This window comes from Gordonia sp. CNJ-863, from assembly GCF_001942325.1.
In the GTDB taxonomy this organism is placed as follows: Bacteria; Actinomycetota; Actinomycetes; order Mycobacteriales; family Mycobacteriaceae; genus Gordonia; species Gordonia alkanivorans.
In genome coordinates this window covers 37,111-53,935 of the sequence record NZ_MKKG01000012.1, presented here as the reverse complement: position 1 = coordinate 53,935, position 16,825 = coordinate 37,111, and the positions used below count along the sequence as shown (strand labels likewise).

Sequence of the window (16,825 nt, the reverse complement as noted above, 5' to 3'; positions counted from 1 at the left end):
GCGCGGAGCGCTCAGCCCAAGACCCGACCCACGATCTTCTCGATCTCCGGTCGTGCCAGATCGGCGTCGCGCCGGACCAGGCCGATCCGTGTCCGCCGGTGCAGGACATCGTCGACGCCGACCGCGCCTTCGTGCGTGACCGCGAACTCGATCTCGGCGCGGGTGACGTCGATGCCGGGGGCGATCGGATCCAGCGGTCGGTCCACCGTGGCCGTCTCGACGACCGTCGGGGCCTCCCCGCCGAAGCGCGCCACCAGCGACGCCGGGAGTCCCTTCTCGCGCGGGTCGCGCAGGGCTCCGACCAGCGCGGTCGTGGTGGTGACACACTCACCCGCGGTCAGATCGGTGGTGGTCAGGGCGGCGTCGACCGCGTCCTCCGCCATCCGGCGGTAGGTCGTGAGCTTGCCGCCGAGCACGGTCACCAGTCCGTCGCCGCGAACCCGGACGTGGTGCCGGCGCGAGACATCGGCGAGGCCGTCTGATTCGGCGCCGGGGGTCCCGCGTTCGTCGATGAGCGGCCGCAGACCGGCGTAGACGCCGATGATGTCGGAGCGGTCGAGGGTCCGGGTCAGGGCGGGGTTGATCGCATCGAGCAGGAAGTCGATTTCGGAGTCGTCCGGTGTCGGCACATCGGGAATCGCGCCCGGCGCCGCGACGTCGGTGAGGCCGATGTAGACCCGACCCAACTGTGCGGGTAGTGCGAAGACGTACCGGGACAACGACTTTCCGACCGGGACGGTCAGTGCGGCGGTCGGGTTCCCCAGGGCCGTCGCGTCGACGACGAGATGGGTTCCGCGGCTGGGTTGGACGGCGATCGAGTCGTCGACCGCGCCGGACCAGACGCCGGTGGCGTTCACGACCATCCGCGCGCCGACGTCGAAGCTCTCACCCGTGAACACATCGCTGAGCGTGGCACCGCGCCCGTCGACCCGGTCGGCGCGCGTGTACGTGCAGATCAGCGCACCGTAGGCGGCCGCGGTGCGCGCCACGGCGACGACGAGCCGGGCGTCGTCGATCAGCTGCCCGTCGGTGGTCGAGATCCCGCCGCGGAGTCCGGCCGGCGACAGGGTCGGGCAACGGCCGAGGGTCTCCATGACCGACAGTCGCGACGGCGGCGGCAACAGCGCACTCGGCGTTCCGGCGTTGCGGCGCAACAGATCTGCCGCACGCATCCCGAATCGCAGCACCGAGCTCTGCCGTTCACCGCGGTCGGGGAGGATCTGTCTGAGCGGAGAGATCAGATGTGGCGCAATGGATGTCATCAGGTGATGGCGTTCGACGGCACTCTCCCGGGCGATCCGGAGATCAACTTTCGCGAGATACCGCAGACCACCGTGTACGAGTTTGCTGCTCCAGCGTGACGTACCGGTGGCCAGGCGCCCTGCTCGACGAGGGCGACCCGCAGGCCGCGGGTGGCCGCGTCGAGAGCGACACCCGCGCCGGTGATCCCGCCACCGATCACCAGCAGATCGAGGGGCCCAGAACTCGATGCCATCGACTCCAGAGCGCGACCGCGGGTCCGCGCGGACAACGTGGCCATCAGCAGGACGTCCTCATGGCGCGGGCCTCAGATAGCCGGCGATGACGCCGTGGAGTTCGGTGCTCCAGCCCTCGGCGAGGATGTCCGACACCAGCGCCCCGGATTGCAGGAAGCTCTGCGCGATCAGCAGCACCATCGACGCCATCCGCTTGGCGTCACCGGCACGCACCTGCTTGCGTCCCTGCCCTTGGGCCAGCATGTCCGCCAGCAATGCGAGCACACCCTGCTGACTGGTGCCGAGGCGTTCGAAGACGTACGGCGCCATGAAGTCCCGCTGTTCACGCCACAGGGACGAGATGAGGTCGCTGTCGCGCAGCGCCCCGACCACCGTCACCACCTGGTCGGCGAGTGCGTCGAGGTCCTGCGGCTCGCCGCGCTCACCGATCACGTGGTCGACGATGGTGAGAACCTCACGGGTGAGCAGATCGCGGATGATCTCGGTGATGTCGGGCCAGCGCCGATAGACGGTGGGTCGGCTCACCCCTGCTTGGCGGGCGACCTCGGAGACGGTCACCTTGCGGCCGCCACTACGCAGCAGGCAGACCCTGGCCGCGTCCAGAACGAGATCCCCGATCTCCTCGTTACGGATTGACATGATGTGTAACACTGTAACGGATCACACAATCGGCGGGGGGCCGACCACATGACCATCCGACACGTCACCATCGTGGCCAGTCCGTATGCGCGGCACGGAGCCGGGCTACACGTGGCGCAGGACGCCGCCGGCCTCCTGAAAGCACAGAACGTCGCGGTCGACATCATCGTCGGGGAGGACATGGCCGATGCCGCCGACCTCGCCGGAAAGGCCGCTCGGGGAGACACGGACGTGTTGGCCATCGCCGGCGGTGACGGCACCATCCGCCTCGCGGTCGAGGCCAGCATCGGTTCGGGCAAGCCACTCGCCGTCATCCCCGCCGGCAGCGGCAACGACTTCGCCCGCAACCTGCACATCCCGCTCGACACCGCCGAAGCCGTCCAGGTGATCCTCGACGGCCACCGACGACCCGTCGACCTGGGCCGCGTCAGCTTCCCCGACGGCCGCACCGCCCTGTTCGCCACGGTCGCGGCCACCGGCTTCGACGCCGCGGTGACCGCGCGCGCCATCGACATGCGCCGGCCCCGGGGACAGTCGCGGTACACGATCGCCGCATTGTTCGAGCTCATCGCCCTGCGGTCACGGCACTACCAGGTCCGCGTCGACGACGACACCGTCGAGGCCGACCTCATCTTCGCCGCGATCGGGAACACCACCTCCTACGGCGGTGGCATGAAGATCACCCCGAAAGCATCGGTGTCCGACGGGCAGCTCGACGTCACGCTCGCGAAGATTCCGCCGCGGTTCGCCCGACCGACGCTCGCCCGCGTCTTCCCGAAGGTGTTCGCCGGCACGCACGTCGACCATCCGCTGGTGCAGACGATGCGCGGGGCCGAGGTCGAGCTCTACTGCGACCCGCCCGCGCTGGTGTCCGTCGACGGTGATCTCGTCGGTGAACTCCCCGCGGTGTTCGAGGCTGTCCCGCACGCGATCGAGGTGTTCACGCCGAGGCCGGCACCGACGCCGAGCTGACGGGTACTGCTCCTCCCCGCGCCTACTTCTCCCCTCGCGCTGCCCACCACTCCCCGAGCGCCTGTTCGGCCTCCTCGTGGCTGAGCGGTCCGCGGTCCAGCCGGAGTTCTTTCAGATACCGCCAGGCCTGGCCGACGATCGGTCCGGGCGGGACACCGAGCATCTCCATGATCGCGTTGCCGTCGAGGTCGGGGCGGACCTTCTCCAGGTCCTCGGCCTCCTTGAGGGCTGCGATCCGCTGTTCGAGGTTGTCGTAGTTCTGCTGTAGCCGGCGGGCGCGTCGCTTGTTCCGCGTCGTGCAGTCGGCACGCACCAGCTTGTTGAGACGGTCGAGCAGGGGACCGGCGTCGTTGACGTAGCGCCGTACGGCCGAGTCGGTCCAGGCACCGTCGCCGTAGCCGTGGAACCGCAGGTGCAGGAACACCAGGTCCGCGACGTCGGAGACGACGGCCTTCGGATACTTCAGCGCCCGCATCCGCTTGCGCACCATCTTGGCACCGACCACCTCGTGGTGGTGGAAGCTGACACCGCCGCCGGGTTCGTGGCGCCGGGTCGCGGGCTTGCCGATGTCGTGCAGCAGTGCCGCCCAGCGCAGGACGAGGTCGGGATCGCCCTCCTCGAGGTCGATCGCCTGCTTCAGCACGGTGAGTGAGTGCTGGTAGACGTCCTTGTGCTGGTGGTGCTCGTCGATGGTGAGCTTCATCCCGGGGATCTCGGGCATCACCCGTTCGGCCAGACCGGTTTCGACCATCGCGTCGATCGCGTCCAGGGGGAACTCCCCGCAGATGAGCTTGTCCAGCTCGGCGCGGACCCGTTCGGCGGTGATGCGGTCGATCTCACCGTTCATCTCGGTGATGGCCTGCCACACGCGTGGCGCGAGCCCGAATCCGAGCTGCGAGATGAAACGGACGGCGCGCAGCATGCGCAACGGATCGTCGCCGAAGGACTGTTCCGGTGTGGCCGGGGTGTCGATCATCCCGGCCAGCAACGCGGACATACCGTCGAGCGGATCACAGAAGTCCTCGGCGCCCGTCGCACCGATACGTACGGCCATCGCGTTGACGGTGAAGTCACGGCGGATCAGGTCGTCGTCGAGGGTCTCGCCGAAGGTGACCTCGGGATTCCGGCTGACCTGGTCGTAGCTGTCGGCACGGAAGGTGGTGATCTCGATCTGGTGCTCACCCTTGCGGATGCCGACCGTGCCGAACTCGATGCCGACATCCCAGAAGGCGTCGGCCCATCCCTTGAGGAGGCGGGACACCTGCTCGGGACGAGCGTCGGTGGTGAAATCCAGGTCGTTTCCCAGCCGGCCCAGCACGGCGTCTCGCACCGAGCCACCGACCAGGTACAACTCGTGACCAGCCGCCGCGAACAACTCCCCGAGGGGAGCCAGGACGTCGTCGAGCTCCCGGAGCGCTATCGCCGCTGCAGCCAGCAGCCGCGTCTTGCGGTCCGGATCCGACACCGACGGCCGTACATCCGACGGAGAAGAGTCATTCACGGCTTGCCACCCTACCGTCGTCGCCCGCGGCTTCGACGCCGTGGAGGAGGCCGGACCACGGGCCGAGTCGTGGCCACCTGTCGATATCCGTCGTACACCGTGTCCGCCCGTTCCGTGGCCGGTGTCGACATCCTCCCCGCACTACGAGGCGTCCGGGCAAACTGCAGGTGACCAGCCGCTAGCATCGTGGAGTGTCCACCGATTCCTCGACCAACCCTTCAGACGTCAGCGACGTCTCGTCGGGTTCGCATGGGGACGGTGGCGGACATGCAGGTCAGAATCCCGCCGGCCAGGGGCGTCGCACCCGGCGCGGTCGCCGGCGTCGAGGCCGCCGCAAGGGCGAGGGTCGCGGAACGACCGCGGCGCACAACAACGGTGGTCACGCCGCCGCCGGTCACAAACAGTCCGGTTCCAAGCAGAACGGCCCCAAACAGAACGGCCACAAACCGGGCTCCCACAAGCAGCACAACCCGGCCACGTCGCCGGCGCCGTCGACCGGCCGGCCCACCCCGAACGACCTCGTCCGCGCCCGCACCGCCGATCCCGCCTGCCCCGACCCCGTCGAGGCCGAGTCGGTGGAGAAGCTCCCCGTCGACCCCGACCGAGCCCGCCCGAAGGTCACGCCGCCGAAGCCTTCCGACATGGCCACGGTCACGGCGACCATCACCACCAAGGGCCTGACCCAGACGACGACGGGCAAGGCCGGTAAGGGCCGCCGCCGCTCCTCACGGGCGGATCGCACCGCCGACCGGTCCGACGATCGCACCAACACCGAGAAGCTCCGGACCGTGCGGGAGACGTCGGCCGGCGGACTCGTCGTCTCCGACCTCGGTCTGCCGATCGACGAGCTGTCCGCCGCGCTGATCGGCCGGGTGGATCGTCGCGGCCGGATGATGTGGTCGCTGCCCAAGGGCCACATCGAAACCGGCGAGACCGCCGAGCAGACCGCGATCCGTGAGGTCGAGGAGGAGACCGGGATCCTGGGCACGGTCGTCGCGCCGCTGGGCAAGATCGACTACTGGTTCGTGAGCGAGGGTCGTCGCATCCACAAGACCGTGCACCACTACCTCCTGCGTTGTGTCGGCGGCGAATTGTCCGACGCCGACTACGAAGTCAGCGAGGTGGCCTGGGTGCCGTTGCACGAGTTGCCGCGTCGCCTCACGTACTCTGACGAGCGGCGACTCGCCCGGATGGCCCGCGGCGTGATCGCCGATCTCGCCGCCGACCCGACCCGACTCGCCCAGTCCGAGGCCGACAGCATTCGCACCGAACCCAACGCCTATGAGAAAGCCGCCGCAGCGCGCAATCAGCGCCGCAACGAGCCCCCGCCCCCGGCTCGTCCGCGCCGGCGACGACGCCGTCCCCGACGGCCCGCGGCCGGCGATGGCTGAGCCGCGGCTGTTGCCTGTCCGGTCCGGTCCGTTCTCTCGTCCTTCTCTCCGCCGATCCGAGCGACGCCATGATCGTCGCGGCGGGATCATCGATCCGCGGGTGCAGGTCGTGATCGCGTTGGCCGCGGTGCTGGGGGTCGTCGCACTACTGCTGCTGCCGGGTGTCGCCGCACCGGCCTCCGCCGTACCCGAGACGAGTGCCACCGGGGCGAATCCCGCCCAGCAGTCGTCGCCGCGGTTCGCACGCATCGTCATCGACTCGATGTCGCCGTCGATCGTCACCACCACCAGCCGGCCGGTGGTGACGGTGAGCGGTCGTGTCGACAACATCGGCGACCGCTCGATCAGCAACCTGTCGATCCGCCTCGAACGCGGTGATGCCGTCGGGTCGGCCTCGGGACTCCGCACCCAGCTCGCCGACGACGATCCCGCGGTGGCCGTCGCCGGTCCGTTCGAGGCGCTCAGCGAGTCCCTCGCGCCGGGGGAGAGCGTCGGCTTCCGGATGTCGATGGCGCTGTCCGCCGGTTCCGGACCCGACGGTCAGGGACTCGGGATCTCCGCGACCGGCGTCTATCCGATGCAGGTCAACGTCAACGGCACCCCCGACTACGGCAACCCGGCCCAGGTCGCCGGTTCGCGAATGCTGCTACCCGTGCTGTCGCTGCCGCCCGACGAGATCCGCGCCCGCGACTACGTCGACCCGACCGCCGACGAGACGGGTTCCCCGTCGGTGCCCGGGCTCGGGCCCGACGGTTCGGTCTCGGCTGATCTGGCCAGCCCGGCCCGGATGACGATGCTGTGGCCGATGGCCGCGCCGCCGCAGCTCGCACCCGGCGTCCTCGGCGGCAGCACCGAGCCCGTCCGGCTCATCAACGAGGACATGGCACGGTCGCTCGACACCGGCGGCCGGTTGAACGAACTGCTCAAGGCCTTGCAGAAGGTGGTCGGGGCACCGCCGCGCGAGCAGTCCGGACCACCGTCCTCCGAGCCCCCGGCAGAGAGCCCGGCCGAACCGGCCCCGGTCGCGGTGCCCGGCTCCGAGAAGCTCGCCGATAGCATGTGCCTGGCCATCGACCCCGACCTCGTCGTGACCGTCCGCGCGATGTCCCTCGGCTATGAGGTGTCGACGAACCCGGCCGACCCGACCTCGGCCGCCCGGCCCGGCAACGGATCCGAGATCGCCGGCCGCTGGCTCGACGACCTGCGGTGGACCGCGAGCCGGATGTGCGTGGTGGCGTTGCCGTTCGCGCAGGCCGACCTGACGTCGCTCGCCCGGATCGGCAACACCGGACTCACCGAGGCGGCACTCCGCAAGCCCGCCGACATCGTTGACGCGATCCTGGGCGTGCGCAGCGTGCGAGACCTGTCCGTGCCCGCGCTCGGCGCCATCGACGACGCCGGTGCGGACGCCCTGGCCGAGGCCGCCGTGACCTCGACCGCGCTCGCGTCGAACTCGGTCGTCCCCACCGGCCGTCGCGACGACACCGGCCGCTACCGCGTGGGACGCCTCACCGCCCAGACCTTCGACGCACCCATCACGGCGTCACTCGCGGCGATCGGCACCGCACCGAGCACCCCGGCCCTCACCCCGGAATCGCAGCAGGTCGACCTCACCGACGAATCGACGGGGAGTCGACGCCAGAGTGCGATCGCCGCGCTGGCCTACCCGGCGATCGCCGCGCCGCAACCGGATTCGGCCGACGGCTCGAACCCCCGGATCCCGGTGGCGGGTCGCTCGGCGTTCGTCGTGCCCCCGACCTACTGGTCCCCGACGGTCGCGGATTCGGATGCACTCTTCGCGACCGCGCGCCTGCTGCTCGAGTCGGGTGCCGCGACGCCGACACCCCTCCCGTCCCTGGTGCAGGAACTGAACAGCGCCGGCGCCACCGGCCGCCTGACCAACCCGCCGGGGGTGGGACCCGTCGGTCGCGTCGGATCCGTCCTCACGTCGCAGGCGACCGCCGCCATCCGTCGAAACGTCGAGGACAGCTGGCAGTTCGAGGGCGCGCTGGTCCGGTCGGCCGATGTCGCGGCCACCCCGGAGCGGTACATGTCGCCGATGCGCGAGGACCAGCTGCGTGCCATCAGGTCCCCTGATGTGGAGGGATCCGCGGTCTACACGCATCTGCGACGGCTGCAGGAGGAGCGCATCGACGCCGTGGCGTCGACCCTGCACCGCCTCGGTCAGTCCGTGACGATCCTCGACCCCGGCGGCCGGTACACCCTGGCCTCCGAACGCAGCCCGGTCCTGCTCGCGGTCCGCAACGACCTCGCCCTGCCGGTGCGGGCCCGCCTGACCACCTCCGCGCCCGAGGGCATCGAGATCGGCGATCTCGGGGTGATCGAGATCCCCGCCCGCGGAACCCGGCAGATCCAGCTCCCCACACGCGGTGAGACCTCCGAGGCCATCACCATCGACATCCGGCTGGCCACGGTCACCGGTGTACCCCTCGGTCAGCCGATCACCCTGCAGGTACACACCAACGCCTACGGCAAGCCGCTGTTCTACATCACCATCGTCGCCGGCGTGGCGCTCGTGCTGCTGACCGCACGCAGGCTGTGGCACCGGTTCCGCGGTCAGCCCGACCCCGCCGACGCCGACCGTCCCGAACCCGACGAACTCGAGCGGATGCTGGCGGGAAGCGGGTATCAGGAGCGACGCCGTACCCTGCAAGGCGAAGGTCGGCCACCCGGAGATGAGCCGGAAGACCACCCGCACGACCCCTGATCGAGCACTGAACGAGGATGGCGAAACACCACGTGAACTGGAACGATGTGCCGCGCGAACCGCGGCCGGGGACACCCGGTGCGGTGCCTCCCCAGCGTCCGGATCGCGCTGCACCCCGCCGGATCCCGCCCGGCTCCGGCCCCGTGCCGCCACCACCGCGGCCCGGCCGGCCGGTCCCGCCGCCTCCTGCTCCCGGCGCCCGGCATGTCCAGGGACCCGTCGCCGGCGGTCTCCGAGTCGACGCCACGCCGGCCCGGCCCGGCCGTCTGGACGCGGCCGGCTACCACGAACGACACAGCGGTGAGACCGACGCCGTCAACACCGGGTCGTCGAAGACGGTGACCGCCGGCGACGACTCGTCGTCGACCGGTCTGGCGCGCGACTCCGACTCGAGCATCCTGCGGACCAGTGGCTCGATCGCCATCGCGACCCTCTTCAGTCGCATCACCGGCTTCCTGCGCACCGTTCTGATCCTGGCGATGCTCGGTTCGGGCATCGCCTCGGCGTTCCAGGCCGCCGACGTGCTGCCGAACATGATCGCCGAGGTCGTGCTGGGCGCCGTGCTCACGGCCATCGTCATCCCGCTCCTCGCGCGCGCGGAGGCCGAAGACGAAGACGGTGGTCAGGGGTTCCTCAACCGCATCTTCACGATCACCGTGGTGGTGCTCGGCTCGGCGACGGTCCTGGCCGTCATCGCGGCGCCACTGCTGACCTACCTGAATCTCGGTGACGGACAGGTCAACCGGGACCTGTCCACCCACCTCGCGTACCTGTTGCTGCCGGAGATCCTGTTCTACGGGCTCTCCGCACTATTCATCGCCGTGCTCAACCTGCGCGGCCTGTTCAAACCGGGCGCTTGGGCTCCGGTGCTGAACAACGTCGTCCAGATCACGACCCTCGTGCTGTACGCCCTGGTGCCCGGCGAGATCACTCTCAACCCGGTCCGGATGAGCGATCCGAAGCTGCTCGTCCTGGGTATCGGCTGCACTCTCGGCGTGGTGCTGCAGGCCATGGTCCTGGTGCCGTTCCTGCGTAAGGCCGGGGTGCATCTGAAGCTGGAATGGGGCATCGACGCCCGGCTGCGCCAGTTCGGCAACATGGCGCTGGCGATCGTCGCCTACGTCGCCCTGCTGCAGGTCGGTCTCATCGCGACCTACCGGATCGCCGCCTCCGCCGAGGAGTCCGGCGTCAGCATCTACTTCACCCACTGGCAGTTGCTGCAGCTGCCCTACGGCGTGCTCGGCGTGACCATCCTGACCGCGATCATGCCGCGACTGTCGCGCAACGCGGCCGCCGACGACACGAAAGCCGTGGTCGACGATCTGTCGCTGGCCACTCGACTGACGATGGTCGCGCTGGTTCCCGTCGTGGCGTTCATGACCTTCTTCGGGCCGGCCATCGCCATCGCGGTGTTCAACTTCGGCCGGTTCGACGCCGCCGACGCCTCCCAGCTGGGTTCAGTGCTCGCCTGGGGTGCGTTCACGCTGATCCCGTACTCGATGACACTCGTCCAGCTACGCGTCTTCTACGCCCGTGAGGACGCCTGGACCCCGACCTTCATCGCGCTCGGCATCACCGTGGTCAAGGTGACGTCGTCGTACATGGGCCCCGTCCTGTTCGACGACCCGTCGAACGTCGTCCGCTGGCTCGCCCTGTCCAACGGGCTGGGCTACCTGGTCGGCGCCATCGTCGGCCATTACCTGCTCCGCAGCCGCCTGCGCGGCGCACGACTGACCAACGTCGCCCGCACCACGCTGGTCACATTCGCGGTCTCGATGAGCGTCTCGGCGGTCGTGTGGGCAGTCGCCAAGATGTCCGGCCTCGACCACATGATCGGCTGGCTCGGCAAGGTCGGCTCGGTGCTCTACCTCGTCCTCACCGCGGTCGTCGTGCTGGCGGTGACCTACGCCGGTCTGGCCGCCGCGCGGGTGCCGGACGTCGTCGCGATCGGCAACTCGGTGCGTCGCCTCCTCGGCCGGTTCATCCCGGCCCTCGCGCCGCCCGCAGAGCCCGAACGCGAACAGTCCCCGGCGATCACAGTTCAGTTTCCGCGCGTCTCTGCCGACGAATCGCTCCCGTACTCTGGTCAGGTACAAGTGCTGCGCCGCTTCGACAGGGGTACCGCGACGTGGCAGTCCTACTCTGTGCACTCCGGTGGCGCGATCGGCGCCGGCCGGGATGTACGTCCCATCCCAGAGCGTGCACCGGTTCCGCGCGACATCAGATACCGGAGGAAAGGAGTCCGTCGCGTGAGTGACAGCGAGATCGACACGACTGCGCCGACCGGGTCGCCCGTCGAATCCGGTCCCGGCGAATCCCATTCCGTCGAATCCCATTCCGCCGGACCCCAGACTCCCTCCACACCCGCTCACGCCCCGACCCCCGATGCGCCGGCCGCTGCCCCCGCTCCGGAGGTCGCCCGTCGACGCGGCCCGCGCCTGATCCCGGGCGCGGCGGTCGCCGGCGGCCGATACCGACTCCTCGAACAGCACGGCGGCACCCGCGGGCTGCAGTTCTGGCGCGCCCAGGACATCAACCTCGACCGCGAGGTGGCACTGACCTTCGTCGACGCGGACCAGCTCGCCCCGCCGCTCGAGCGCGGACAGGCGATCAAGGCGACCGACCAGGGCCCCCAGGCTGTCCTCTCGCGGACCCTGCGCCTCGGACAGATCACCTCCGACGGCGTGGCCCGGGTGCTCGACGTCGTGCGCGGCTCCTCCGGCGGCATCGTGGTCGCCGAGTGGGTGCCAGGCTCGTCGCTCGCCGACGTCGCCAGGTCCGAGCCGTCCCCGATCGGTGCCGCTCGCGCCGTGCGCTCGCTGGCCGCGGCCGCCGAGATCGCCCACCGTTCGGGCGGCGCACTGTCGATCGACCATCCCGACCGCATCCGGATCAGCCACGACGGCAACGCGGTTCTCGCCTTCCCGGGGACACTCGCCGGAGACGACAAGGCCTCCGACGTCCGCGGACTCGGCGCGGTGCTCTACGCCCTCCTGCTCAACCGGTGGACCCTCGATCCCGAGAACGGCTCGCGACTCGTCACCACCGAGGACGTCAAAGAACCGATCGGCGGAATCCCGGTGGCCGCACCGGGCGAGAACGGTCAGCCCCTGGAACCGAGGGCGGCCAAGCCCGACATCCCGTTCGAGATCTCGGCCGTCGCAGCGCGTGCGCTCGACGGCACCCGCGGGATCCGGACCGCGGCGACGGTCCAGCATGTCCTCGACCAGGCAACGGTCGTCGACCTCAACACCGACATGCTGCCCGCCATCACCGACGCCGACGCGCCGCCGCCGGTCACGGTGGCGCCGCGGGTCGGCAGCGCCGAGCACAAGCCGGGACGCAAGAACCTGGCACTGCTGATCGGCGCAGGCCTGCTCGCGATCTTCGTGGTCATCGCGCTGATCGTCGGAGCCACCAACGTCTTCGGAAGCGGTGACGGCTCGAGTGACATCGACTCGATCCTGACCACCACCGAGCCGGCACCGCCGGGCGAACCGGCCCCCGGGGCGAATGCACCCACCGAGGCCCCGCCGGCGCAGGACATCGCGCTCCGGTCGGTGACCGTGGCCGACTTCTCGTCGCAGCCGCCGGACAACTCGGCCAATGTCGGCAATGTGATCACCGGTGCCGCGCCGCCGTGGCAGACCGACAACTATCGGGGCCGTCCCGAGTTCGGCGGTCTGAAGCCGGGCCTGGGGCTGATGTTCGACCTCGGGGACGAGCGCGCCGTGAAGTCGGTGACCATCGAGACCCCGACCCCGGGTTTCGACGTCGAGATCCGCACCTCGCCGAACGCGAAGCCCGCCTTCGCCCGGACCACCCCGGTGGCCGCGGGTCGTGTCGATCAGAACACCACGACCATCCGGATCGCGTCTCCGCAAGCCAGCCGCTACGTGATGGTGTGGATCACCACGCTGCCACCTGCGGCGGGCGGCTACCAGGCCGAGGTCGGCCGCGTCACGATGGCGGGCTGACCGACTCGTTCTCGACGCCTGACGCCACCGGTTCGGCAGCGGGCTCGCCCGTCTTCGGCGTCCACCCGGGCGGTCCGAAGATGTAGCCCAGACGAGCCCGCCAGCTCGACGTCGATCTCACATCGCGGGCGATCGCCACGTACTCGTGCGTCTCGAGTCGCCAGATGTTGTACGTGTCAACCGGTTTGGTGAGACCGTAGCGCGGGCGTCGTACCTCCGGCGTGAACGATCCGAACATCCGGTCCCAGATGATGAAGACGCCACCGTAGTTCCGATCGAGATACTCGGGATCGCGCCCGTGATGGACGCGATGGTGCGACGGGGTGTTGAACACGTACTCGAACGGTCGCCACATCCTGTCGATGTGCTCGGTGTGAATCCAGAACTGGTAGATGAGGTTCAGCGAGTACGCGAAGAAGACGAGAGCCGGCGGCACGCCGAGCAGGGGGAGCGGTAGCCACATCACGATCGCCGCACTGATGTTCCACTTCTGGCGCAGCGCGGTCGCGAAGTTGAAGTACTCGCTGGAGTGATGGGCCTGGTGCGTCGCCCACACGATGCGCACGCGGTGCGACACCCGATGCACCCAGTAGTAGATGAAGTCCACCGCCACGAAGGCGATGACCCACGAGTACCACTGGTCCATCGGCAGATGCCACGGAGCGACATACGTGAACAGGGCGGTGTAGGCCAGCAGCCCGAGAAGTTTCCAGAAGGCGCTGGTGCCGATGGAGACGAGCCCCATGAGGACACTCGCGCGCGCGTCCCGCGTCTCATACGCGCCCGGCAGCGGTCCGCCCTCGCCATCGAGGCCGTTCTCGGGGTCGTGTTCGAGCTTGGCGGCGGCGAACCATTCGATCGCCAGCATCGTCACGAAGAACGGGATCGCGAGAACCGTCGGCTCGCGCATCGGTTCCGGTAAGAACTCCAACACGGTGTACCCCTTCGCCCACCATCTGACACGTCAGCATGTCAGTTGCTTCTGACAAGGTAACGTGTCAGAAGCGAGGCTGTAAAGGGCCTGGTGGTGAAGAAGGAGGAGAGCGGTGTCGGTCTCGTCATCGACGGCCGGTCGCCGCTACGGCGGGGCCGATCCCGAGGAGCGCCGCGCCCGACGCCGCGCCGCACTGATCGAGGCCGGCCTGGAGATCTTCGGAACCGACGGCTACGCAACGGCATCGGTCAAGAACATCTGTGCTCTTGCCGGCCTGACCCAGCGCTACTTCTACGAGTCCTTCGGCGACCGCGCCGAGCTGCTCGAAGCGGTCTACCTCGACTGCGTCGACTTCGTCCGCTCTGCGACCGTAGCCGCCGCGGCGGAGTTTCTCACCTCGGGACCGGAAGACCGAACCACCGCCATCCGATCGGACCCCAATCGTTCCGACAGCGAGCACGGGACATCTTCTCCGGAGATGAAAGGCATTGCCGCCGAGCATGTTCCGTCGGCGGCGCGGGCCACCCTGGGTGCCTTCATGTCGTGCTTGGCGCAGGACCGTCGGCGTGCCCGCGTGATGCTCGTCGAAGTGGTCGGGGTCTCCGGCAAGCTCGAGCGCGTCCGCATGCACGCCATCCACGGATGGGCTGAGCTGATATTGAACTTGGCCCGCGGGACCATGACGCCTTCACGCGGGCAGCGTTTGACCTCCGTCGCCCTGGTTGGTGCCGTCACGCAGCTGCTCGTCGACTGGTACATCGCGGGGGAGGCGCCCGGGGATGAACCGACGCCGCCGTCCCACGACCCGCCCGACCGTGACCTCAACAGCGGTGACCTCAACAGCGGCAACGACATCGACGACATCCTCGACGTCTCCGTCGACCTGCTCATCGCGTCGCATGCCCGGCTGGTGACCTGACCCCCGACCGCTGCGTTGCCTACCGCGACGGCCACTCCGGCAGAGTCCGCACCCAGCCCCAAAAAGCACTTTTCGGACAATTCGCGGGAATGCCGATATCTGGCATTCTAGACGTTGATCGTCGAATTCTCCGGTTCCCGGTATTCATTACATCAATGTATTTCAAGAATTACAGGGAATCGACTTTCTGATCGGGCACGAATCGAGCCCGATCCAGAGTGTCGAAGAGTACATTCAGCAATGTTCGCTGTTGCCGATCAGGCCCCCCGGAGGTGCCGAGTGAGCACTGCCAAGGAACGTGCGGAACAACTGCATCTTGTTGCGCGACTTCACTCTTCGTATCCAGAATTGATTGATGCCCCGTACCCGGACATGCTCGACCACGCCCGGATCGCCGCATATTGGAAACCCGTTCACGACGTCGGTGGTGAGCCAGACTCACCGATGTTCCTCGAGGGCAAAGAGTACGAGACATGGGAGCATATGACCTACGTCATGTGTGAGGTCCTCGCCTGGCGAGGAATCTGGTTGTCGGAGGAACGTCGACGTATCGGCAATGTCGATGTCGGGCGCGCCCAGTATCTCGGACTGCCGTATTACGGTCGGTGGATAATCGCCGTTGCGCGGGTCCTCATCGAGAAGCACCACATCAAGCTGGGCGAGCTCACCGAGCGGATGGTCGAGATCCAGGAGCGCTACGCGAACGGAACAGGTGGCAAGGCCCCCGAGGCCAAGCCACGCGGTGAAGGCGACGGTTCCGGGGTCGTCCGCAACGAACATCACAAGCGGGCCGTCGGCAAAGGTGACCCCCAGGTATATGCCGGTCAGGCGGGCGAGCCGCGATTCGCGTTGGGTGACGAAGTCCTCGTCCGGGAGATGCCGGTCATCTTCTACACGCGCACACCCGAATACTGCCGTGGCGCCACCGGAAAGATCGTCAAGATCGCCTATGAGAGCCCGGCGGCAGAAGACGAGACCTTCGCGATGGACGACGCCAAGACCGAATGGTTCTACGTCGTGCAGTTCCCGATGGCCGACCTGTGGCACGGCTACGGCGGGCCGACAGGCGACACCTTGCAGACCGAGATCCCGGAACGTTGGCTGGCACCAGCCGGCGGCTAGGACAGGACACGCAATCATGAGCAACGACGCACACGACCACGACCACGACCACGAGCGGACCGTCGCGCCGATGGTCGACGAGATCACCGACTTCGAGGTCCTCGAGATCGCCCTGCGCGAACTGTGCATCGAGAAGGGGATCTTCACCGCGGACGAACATCGACGTTTCACCGAGTTCGCCGAACAGATCGGCCCCACACCCGCGGCGGCGCTCGTCGCACGGGCCTGGCTCGAACCGGACTTCAAAGAGCTTGCGATGAAGGAGCCGATGACCGCGAGCAAGGAGGTCGGGGTGGACTGGCTGGAACCCACGGGTTTCGGAACACCCAGTGACTTCACGGCATTCGAGATCTTGGCGGACACCCCCGACGTGCACAACGTGATCGTGTGCGCGCTGTGTTCGTGTTACCCGCGTCCGATCCTGGGCAATTCACCCGAGTGGTACCGGACACCGAACTACCGCCGTCGGATGGTCCGCTGGCCGCGCCAGGTCCTCGCCGAGTTCGGCCTCGAACTGCCCGAAGGCGTCAGCATCAACGTGCAGGACTCCAACCAGAAGCACCGCTTCATGGTGATGCCGCAGCGTCCGGCCGGGACCGAGGACTGGAACCACGACCAGCTCGCCGAGATCATCACCCGCGACTGTGTCATCGGGGTCGCGCTGCCCAAACCCGGGGTCACAACCAACCGTGTCACGTCGATCCGTCCCGCAATCCACCCGATGGAGGGCTGACACGATGTCGACTCCGCACCGTCTCCGCGTCTATCCGCCTCTCGTCGACATAGTCGGACGCGGCCAGGTATGGCCCCGGATGGCGGCGAAATACGGTGTGGAGAACGCGATTCCGCCCTGGAAGTCCAGCCTGGACGGGATCTGTGACGCACTCGATCAGGCCTCCGGCACCACCTGTGCCCCGGGCCCGGTGGAACGACGCGACGAAGAGGACCGGCTGGCGGCGACCACCTATGCCGACCTTCCCTATCCGGAGAATCAGCTCGTCGCCCTCGCCCACACACTGCTCGACCGCGGGGTGATCGACGAACGCGAACTCGCCGCACGGATGGCCGCGGTCCGGTCGCGGCTGGAGGCCTGAGGGCGCGGGCACCGCAGCTGTCCACAGTCGACGCAACCCTGTAGACAACCGC

Annotated in this window: 11 protein-coding genes and 1 pseudogene; 8 read left to right on the top strand and 4 right to left on the bottom strand. The window is 68.5% G+C overall.

What is annotated here, in order from left to right:
* Positions 1-11: 11 nt before the first annotated feature.
* Both BJF87_RS08405 and BJF87_RS08400 read right to left on the bottom strand, forming a co-directional pair.
* Positions 12-1,540: pseudogene (locus BJF87_RS08405) on the bottom strand (glycerol-3-phosphate dehydrogenase/oxidase).
* 13 nt (positions 1,541-1,553) lie between these two features.
* Positions 1,554-2,135, bottom strand: coding sequence for a TetR/AcrR family transcriptional regulator (locus tag BJF87_RS08400; RefSeq protein WP_006361145.1), 582 nt, complete (start codon positions 2,133-2,135; stop codon positions 1,554-1,556).
* Between the two features lie 48 nt (positions 2,136-2,183).
* On the opposite strand from BJF87_RS08400, the gene BJF87_RS08395 reads away from it, so the two are divergent.
* Positions 2,184-3,107: a diacylglycerol kinase family protein gene (locus BJF87_RS08395; RefSeq protein ID WP_075862907.1), complete on the top strand. Its 924-nt coding sequence runs from the start codon at positions 2,184-2,186 to the stop codon at positions 3,105-3,107.
* 22 nt (positions 3,108-3,129) lie between these two features.
* Here the strand turns inward: BJF87_RS08395 and BJF87_RS08390 are convergent, their stop codons facing one another.
* Positions 3,130-4,572 (bottom strand): CCA tRNA nucleotidyltransferase, encoded by a 1,443-nt coding sequence (locus BJF87_RS08390; RefSeq protein ID WP_006361147.1) that lies wholly within the window; start codon positions 4,570-4,572, stop codon positions 3,130-3,132.
* Between the two features lie 227 nt (positions 4,573-4,799).
* On the opposite strand from BJF87_RS08390, the gene BJF87_RS08385 reads away from it, so the two are divergent.
* Genes BJF87_RS08385 through murJ form a run of 3 tightly spaced genes read left to right on the top strand, consistent with a single transcriptional unit; the run spans position 4,800 to position 12,704 of the window.
* Positions 4,800-5,999 (top strand): NUDIX hydrolase, encoded by a 1,200-nt coding sequence (locus tag BJF87_RS08385; RefSeq protein WP_035753907.1) that lies wholly within the window; start codon positions 4,800-4,802, stop codon positions 5,997-5,999.
* Complete coding sequence (locus tag BJF87_RS08380) at positions 5,890-8,727, top strand: DUF6049 family protein (protein ID WP_396246698.1); 2,838 nt, start codon at positions 5,890-5,892, stop codon at positions 8,725-8,727. Before BJF87_RS08385 ends, BJF87_RS08380 begins: the two co-directional genes overlap by 110 nt.
* Before the next feature lie 17 nt (positions 8,728-8,744).
* Entirely contained in the window at positions 8,745-12,704 is a 3,960-nt protein-coding gene (gene murJ, locus BJF87_RS08375; RefSeq protein WP_262338911.1) for a murein biosynthesis integral membrane protein MurJ, read from the top strand.
* Here murJ and BJF87_RS08370 read toward each other — a convergent pair.
* The gene (locus BJF87_RS08370; RefSeq protein ID WP_075862906.1) at positions 12,688-13,638 is read right to left on the bottom strand and encodes a sterol desaturase family protein; all 951 of its coding nucleotides are present in this window, start codon (positions 13,636-13,638) and stop codon (positions 12,688-12,690) included. The genes murJ and BJF87_RS08370 overlap by 17 nt on opposite strands.
* 112 nt (positions 13,639-13,750) lie before the next feature.
* Here BJF87_RS08370 and BJF87_RS08365 point away from each other — a divergent pair, with 112 nt between their 5' ends.
* The 4 genes from BJF87_RS08365 to BJF87_RS08350 all read left to right on the top strand — a co-directional run bounded on the left by BJF87_RS08365 (position 13,751) and on the right by BJF87_RS08350 (position 16,773).
* On the top strand, positions 13,751-14,557 hold the full coding sequence (locus BJF87_RS08365) for a TetR/AcrR family transcriptional regulator (RefSeq protein WP_035753900.1): 807 nt from the start codon (positions 13,751-13,753) through the stop codon (positions 14,555-14,557).
* A 279-nt stretch (positions 14,558-14,836) separates the two neighbouring features.
* Positions 14,837-15,679, top strand: coding sequence for an SH3-like domain-containing protein (locus BJF87_RS08360; RefSeq protein ID WP_075862905.1), 843 nt, complete (start codon positions 14,837-14,839; stop codon positions 15,677-15,679).
* A gap of 16 nt (positions 15,680-15,695) precedes the next feature.
* Positions 15,696-16,412, top strand: coding sequence for a thiocyanate hydrolase subunit gamma (gene scnC, locus BJF87_RS08355; protein ID WP_075862904.1), 717 nt, complete (start codon positions 15,696-15,698; stop codon positions 16,410-16,412).
* A 4-nt stretch (positions 16,413-16,416) separates the two neighbouring features.
* The gene (locus BJF87_RS08350; RefSeq protein ID WP_035753896.1) at positions 16,417-16,773 is read left to right on the top strand and encodes an SH3-like domain-containing protein; all 357 of its coding nucleotides are present in this window, start codon (positions 16,417-16,419) and stop codon (positions 16,771-16,773) included.
* The last annotated feature ends 52 nt before the right edge of the window (positions 16,774-16,825 follow it).